Source organism: Streptomyces sp. NPDC050617, assembly GCF_040654795.1.
GTDB lineage: Bacteria > Actinomycetota > Actinomycetes > Streptomycetales > Streptomycetaceae > Streptomyces.
In genome coordinates this window covers 74568-80969 of the sequence record NZ_JBFAIS010000011.1, presented here as the reverse complement: position 1 = coordinate 80969, position 6402 = coordinate 74568, and the positions used below count along the sequence as shown (strand labels likewise).

At 70.9% G+C, this 6402-nt stretch carries 4 protein-coding genes, 1 tRNA gene and 2 pseudogenes; 5 read left to right on the top strand and 2 right to left on the bottom strand.

Going from position 1 to position 6402, the window contains the following annotated elements; all coding sequences use genetic code 11:
* Positions 1-591: pseudogene (locus AB0I49_RS17020) on the top strand (RNA helicase); the annotation flags it as partial.
* 186 nt (positions 592-777) lie between these two features.
* A tRNA-Lys gene (locus AB0I49_RS17015) sits at positions 778-850 on the top strand.
* A gap of 146 nt (positions 851-996) precedes the next feature.
* On the opposite strand, the pseudogene AB0I49_RS17010 reads toward AB0I49_RS17015, so the two are convergent.
* Both AB0I49_RS17010 and AB0I49_RS17005 read right to left on the bottom strand, forming a co-directional pair.
* Positions 997-2496 (bottom strand): annotated as a pseudogene (locus AB0I49_RS17010) (tyrosine-type recombinase/integrase); the annotation flags it as partial.
* A complete protein-coding gene (locus AB0I49_RS17005; RefSeq protein WP_363227745.1) occupies positions 2493-3173 on the bottom strand; it encodes a helix-turn-helix transcriptional regulator in 681 nt (226 codons plus the stop codon). The gene AB0I49_RS17005 and the pseudogene AB0I49_RS17010, both read right to left, overlap by 4 nt.
* Before the next feature lie 132 nt (positions 3174-3305).
* Here AB0I49_RS17005 and AB0I49_RS17000 point away from each other — a divergent pair, with 132 nt between their 5' ends.
* From AB0I49_RS17000 to AB0I49_RS16990, 3 genes are all read left to right on the top strand, one after another.
* On the top strand, positions 3306-3500 hold the full coding sequence (locus AB0I49_RS17000) for a hypothetical protein (protein ID WP_363227744.1): 195 nt from the start codon (positions 3306-3308) through the stop codon (positions 3498-3500).
* 235 nt (positions 3501-3735) lie between these two features.
* Positions 3736-4998: a DUF3631 domain-containing protein gene (locus AB0I49_RS16995; RefSeq protein ID WP_363227743.1), complete on the top strand. Its 1263-nt coding sequence runs from the start codon at positions 3736-3738 to the stop codon at positions 4996-4998.
* A gap of 183 nt (positions 4999-5181) precedes the next feature.
* Positions 5182-6006, top strand: a complete 825-nt coding sequence (locus AB0I49_RS16990; RefSeq protein WP_363227742.1) for a DUF2637 domain-containing protein — start codon at positions 5182-5184, stop codon at positions 6004-6006.
* Positions 6007-6402: the final 396 nt, after the last annotated feature.

The following is a 6402-nucleotide window of genomic DNA, read 5'->3' as shown; positions in this document are numbered from 1 at the left end:
AACCGTGACGACCGTCCGTCCTCGGGTGGTTTCCGTCGGGATGACCGGCGTGACGACCGGCGTGATGACCGTGGCGGCCGTTCGTACGAGCGTCGCGACGACCGCTCGGGCGGCGGTTTCAATCGTGGTGGGGACCGGGACCGTCCGGCTCGTTCGTTCAACCGTGACGACCGTCCGTCCTCGGGTGGTTTCCGTCGGGATGACCGGCGTGACGACCGGCGTGATGACCGTGGCGGCCGTTCGTACGAGCGTCGTGACGACCGTTCCGGCGGCGGTTTCAACCGTGGCGGCGACCGGGACCGTCCGGGCCGTTCGTTCAACCGCGACGACCGTCCGGCCTCCGGTGGCTACCGCCGTGACGACCGCCCGTCCGGCGGCTTCCGGCGCGACGACCGTCCGTCCGGCGGCTTCCGCTCCGGCGGCGACCGTCCGTACAACCGCGACCGCCGCGACGAGCGCCCCTCCTCGGGCGGCGGCTTCCGCTCCGGCGGCGACCGCCCCCAGGGCCGCACCTCCGGCCACCGCGGCGCCACCAGCACCGGCTCCTTCGGCCGCCGCGACGACAAGCCGCGCTGGAAGCGCAACGGCTGACACAACTGCCGCAGCTGACTGACCGCAGGGCCCGTACCGCACGCAAGTGCCGTACGGGCCCTGCGCGTTGACCGACCACGAGCCGCCCCGGGCACGCTCCCGAACGGCACGCCGCCGGACTTCGGCGACGGATCGCGGGGACACGGCTCGGGACTCCGCGCACCGCCGGGCTATGCTGCGGGGTGCGGGCCATTAGCTCAATTGGCAGAGCAGTGGACTTTTAATCCATTGGTTCAGGGTTCGAGCCCCTGATGGCCCACTCTCATCGGTCGAGGAGACCTCCTCCGACCTGCGAGGCAGCGCCTCCATCGGCTCAGGCCGGTCGGGGCGCTGTTTCGTTTTCGGCTCGTGCGTGAGCGATGCGTGAGCGGGAGCGCCGGAGTCCTGGCCATTGGGCGTTTTCCGGCGGCTCCTCGGAATGAGCCGCGCCGCCTTCTCGGCTATCTCGCGATCGAGTTCGGGCAGCAGGCTCGTGTACGTATCCGAGGTCAGGGCGATGGTGGAATGGCGCAGGACCTCCTTCACCGTGTGGATGTCCCCGCCGCCTCCGTGGGTCAGGGTGGCCGCGATGTGGCGTAGATCACGGAGTGTGATCGGTGGCAGGTCCGTGACCGCCAGGATGCGGCGGAACGTCTCGGAGACGGTCGCCGGGTGCAGGGGCGAGCCGTCCTCCTGGGTGAAGACCTTGCCCGAGTCCTGCCACGCGGAGCCCCACGCCAGGCGCTCCGCGTCCTGCCGGGCCTTGTGGGCCCGCAGGACGGCCAGGTTCAGGCTGTCGAGCGCGATCGTGCCGGCGCTGCCGTCGGTCTTGGGCTCGGACTCGTACGGGGCCCAGCCGTCCACCACGATCTCCTTGGCGGGAGTGATCAGCCCCGCCTCCAGGTCGATGTCCGTCCACTCCTGCCCGACGCCCTCACCGCGCCTGAGGCCGCGTGTCCCCACGAGGTGGAAGAACGGGTAGAGGCGGTCGCCCTCGGCGGCGTCCAGGAAGACGCCGAACTGGGCCGGTGTCCACACCATGACGGGGCTCGGCAGCTTGCCCGTCTCGCGCCACCGGCGGACGCGCTCCTCCGTCCACAGGAGGGGCTTCGGTCGCTTGCCGGATTCGAGTTCGACGTGGGCCGCCGGGTTGAACGTGATGAGTTGCTGGGCGATGGCGGAGTTGAGCGCGGCGCGCAGGGTCCGGCGGATGGCCTGCCGGGTGGCAGGGCCGTTCACCCTCCGGAACGGCTTCATCTCGGCAAGCTTCTGCTGCTCCTCGGCCAGACGCGCTCGCTCGGCGCCTACGGGCCGCCCCGGCTTGCCCGGCTTGCAGCGCGCGATCTGCTCACTGCGGGCCTGGTTGTCGGCCTCGATCACCTCGTTCTGGAGGGCGATGGCGTCGAACATCTGCACCAGGTGGCCGACGTGGAGACGGTCGAGACGGATGTGCCCGATGTGCGGCTTGAGGTGGACACGGATGTGCGAGGCGTAGCCGTTGAGCGTCGTCTTGCGCCGCTTCTTGGAGGCGAACCACGAGTCGAGCCACTCCCCGACGGTGACGGTGCCGCGCAGCGCCAGCCCCGCCCTCAGCCGGCGGCGGGTCTCCTCCGGCTCGGGCAGCGGGGCCTTCTCGTCGGCGACCTCCTCCAGCATGGCGGTCAGGCGCTCGGCGCTGTCCGGGTCGTCCTGGTCGACGAGGCTGAGGAGCGCGCGTATGCGGTCGAGGTCGGCCTGGGCGGCCTTGAGGCTTTCGTAGCCGGCACGGCTGAAGGAGCGGCGGGTGCCGTCCTCGCGGGGTGGCAGCTCCTGGCGTACGGAGTAGGTGCCGTGCTTGCGTCCGGCGAGCTTGGGGCACTTCTTGCCGAGCGGTTTGCCGGTGTGGGGGTCGCGGCAGTAGCAGCGGCGGTGGGTGGAGCCCTTCAAAGGCGGTCCTCCGGTGTGGTGGTGGTGTCGTCCTCGGGTGGGTCGACGTCGGCCAGTGCGGGTGGGAGGTCGGGCGGGGTGGCTCCGTCGTCGCGGAGGTCCCGGCGGAGGTAGCGGAGGTGGTACTTGGCGGAGATGGCCTGGTCTGCGCACTTGGTGCGCCTGCGCTCGGCTTCTTCCCGCTGGGCGGGGCCTGTCGCCGCTTCGGCCGTGAACCGGGCCCGGTCAGCTTCTTCGAGTGCGGCCAGGGCGGTGCTTACGAGGCCGGCGTGGGTCTCGAAGTCGGGCACCAGGCCCGCGTCGTACCCGGCCACTTCCTGCTCGCCGGTGAAGCGCCGCAGGGCGTCCCAGGTGGGCACGAGGTCCTGGAACGGCAGCTCCTGGGTCGTCTCGACGTAGCCGACCGGGAAGATGAGGCTGGCCGGGTACGTCTCCAGGGCGGCGGCCAGGACCATGACGTCCACCAGCGGGAGGCTGGCGCGGCGTCCGGACTCCATGTTGGCGATCACGTTGCGCGGGATGGGATGCCCGAGCCGCTCGCACCGGTCGGCCAGATCTTGCGCGCTCCACCCCTTCTCCTTCCTCCTGCGCCGGACTTCGCCGGCCACGTTGGCCTTGACCCGGTCCACCCACTCGGGGAAGCCGTCCTCTTCATCATCGAGATCGCGTTGTGTCACATGGACACATTAGCTTGAGGATCCTGGTTGGTACCGCCTGGAGCCGGACTTGATCGCCACGTTCGCCGAGGGCTGTACCGAAAGGGATGCCGCATGCACGAAGACGACGCCACAGCCGGACGTGCGAAGGGGATGAGCCGGGAAGACTTGCTCGCGCTTCCAGTGGCCATTGACCTGGACACGAGTAATCGTGCGTTGGGGCTCGGGCGGAGCAAGGGGTACGAGCTGGCGAAGCGGGGCGCGTACCCGTGCAAGGTCCTGCGGCTCGGCAACGCCTACCGGGTCGTCACCGCAGATCTGCTGGACCTGCTCGGGCTGGCGGCGTGAGGCGGCGGCAACATAGCAGATGGTTCTGCGCTGAGCTGACACAGAATCGCTGGACTGTGGGCGGGTGTGGACGTACGGTCCGTGTTCCCTCGCGATGGCTCGAAGCCCGCGAGAGGGGGGCGGGCCCCGGCGGCGCAACGCCGGAGGCCCCAGCAACCCCGAACGGCCCGTCAAAAACCGACCCGGCGACGGCATGGGCGCGCAAGCCCGCCACCGCCAGACGAGGAGCCGCCGCATGGAACATGCCGGAGCCCAGCCCTATTCCGCCCCCGACGAGCCGCCGTCCTGGCCGCCGGTCGCCGTGCCTGGCCAGCCCTCCGGTCAGCCGGCCGAGACCGGGCCCGCAGAGTCCGCGCCGCTCGCAGAAGATCCCGATCCGGCTGCCTCGGTGTCCGAGGGCGAGCAGGCGCTGGCGGAGCTGCGGGAGCAGATTCGCCGGTACGTCGTGCTGCCCGGCGAGGAAGCCTTCACGGCCGTCACCCTGTGGGTCGCGGCGACCCATCTGCAGACCGCGTGGCAGCACGCTCCGCGGCTGGCCGTGGTGGGTCCGGCCAAGCGGTGCGGCAAGTCGCGGCTGCTGGACGTGATCACCGAGAGTGTCCACGAGCCGCTGATCACGGTCAACGCCTCGGCCGCCGCGGTGTTCCGGTCGATCACCGACACCCCGCCCACCCTGCTGGTCGATGAGGCCGACACTCTCTTCGGCTCCGTGAAGGTCGCGGAGAAGAACGAGGAGATGCGCGGCCTCCTCAACGCGGGGCACCAGCGCAATCGCCCCACCCTGCGGGTGTCCGGCCCCAACCACGAGGTCGCGAAGTTCCCCACCTTCGCCATGGCGGCCCTCGCCGGCATCGGCGACCTGCCGGACACGATCATGGACCGGTCCATCGTCATCCGGATGCGCCGCCGCAGGCCAGGCGAGAAGGTGGCGGAGTTCCGCACCTTCCGCGACACCCCGGCCCTCCACGCCCTGCGCGACCGCCTCGCCGCCTGGCTGGCCCCGCTCCACGCCGACGCGATGGAGCTGACCCCGGCCATGCCGGTCCAGGACCGCGCGGCCGACACCTGGCAGCCGCTGGTGGCCGTCGCCGACCTCGCCGGCGGCCGGTGGCCCGACCTCGCCCGTACCGCCTGCCGGGTCATGGCCACGTACGAGGCCGAGCAGGACCAGGACAGCAGCAGCCTGGGCATCCGCCTCCTGGCCGACATCCGCCGCGCCTTCACCACCGAAGGCAACCCGTCGGCGCTCCGCACCAGCCGCCTCCTCGACATCCTCAACCAGGACGACGAGACGCCCTGGCCGGAGCACACCGCCAACGGCCTCACCCCTCGCGGCCTGCAGATCCTGCTCAAGGAGTACGGAATCAGCTCGGCCACCCGCCGCTTCCACGGCAACGTCCAGGCCAAGGGCTTCACCCGCCAGCAGTTCGCCGACTCCTGGGCGCGCTACTGCCCCGAGCCCGAGCATCCCGAGCCGGATTCCGCAACCGGAACCTGACCCGGCACGACCCGTCGCGACTCGTCCCCGCGCAGGTCAGCGCAGGGACGAGTCGAGGACCGGTGACGAGTCGACCCGACATCACCGCCCCACACGTACCTGGTCTGACCAGGCATGCGACGAGTCGCGACGGGTCTCCCCGGACCACGGCCACAACAGCCCCTGCATTCTGGAGCACCACGCTTGCCTTCGCCGCACACCGCCCCCGCCACACCCTCCGCTTCCCCGGCGATGCTGGCTGCCGCGATCCGCACGGGTGTGGCGCTGCTGGCCGTGGCGGCCTTCGCGCTCTCCTACGACGCCCTGCGTCAGATGGCCGCCGCCAGCCACATCCACCCGGTGCTCACCTACGCCTTCCCGCTCGTCATCGACGGGTTCATCGCCATCGGGATCGGCGCCCTGCTCGTCCTGCGGACCGCGCCCCTGTCCGCCCGCCTCTACGTCTCGGCGCTGGTCGGCATCGCCACCGCCACCAGCATCTGGGCCAACGTCCTGCACGCCATCCGCCTCAACGAGCAGGCCCGCCACACCGGACTCGCCCTCGACGACATCACCGTCGGCGTCATCTCCGCCATCGCCCCGCTCGCCCTGGCAGGAGCCGTCCACTTCTACCTGCTCGTCGCCCGGCGCCCGATCAACCCCGACCGCCACAACGACGAGGGCCACGGCAGCAGCAACGGCCACACACCAGCTCGGGGGAGCGAGGCCGACGCCACAACACCGCCGCCTTCTACGAACGCCAGCGTCGTGGCCGAACCGGCCGCCAAGCACGTGGCGGACACCGCGAACCGGCACGGAAGGCCCGGAGGCAGTCAGCCGAGCCTTTCCCTGGAGCAGGCCATCGACATCGGCCGCACGGCCCCTCTCGGCCGGGCCGGGCGCGTATCGCGCCGCAACATTGAGAAGGCGATCCGGGACAAGGGCTTCGGCATCTCCCGCAGCCGCCTGGACGAAGCCAAGAACCTTCTGCAGGCCGAACTCGACGAAGCCTCCGCAAGTACCGGCTGAACCCGCAGCCCCTGCCGCCCTGCCCGCCTCTCATCACGAGAGAGGCGGGCCCTCACCCCACCAGCGCTCACAGGAGTACACATGCACGACCCCGAGGACCGACCCGAACTCACCTCGTCGCAGGAGTCGACCGCCACCCCAGCCCCAGGCGGAGCAAGTTGGGGCGGAAGCATAGCTTCCGCCGACCCCGCCCCAGGGGTGGCGGGAGAGGACCGGAGCCAGGGGGCACCGGTCCGGAAGGCATCGGCCGAGGGCGGACCGAAGCCTGACGGGGAAGCCAGCCGTACGCGTAAGACGAGTCGCCCGAAAGCCGCCCGCCGCGCTCGTCAGCGTCCTCGTCAAACCCGCGCGAAGAAGCGCCTGCACCAGCTCAGCGCGCGTTTCAACGACGACGAG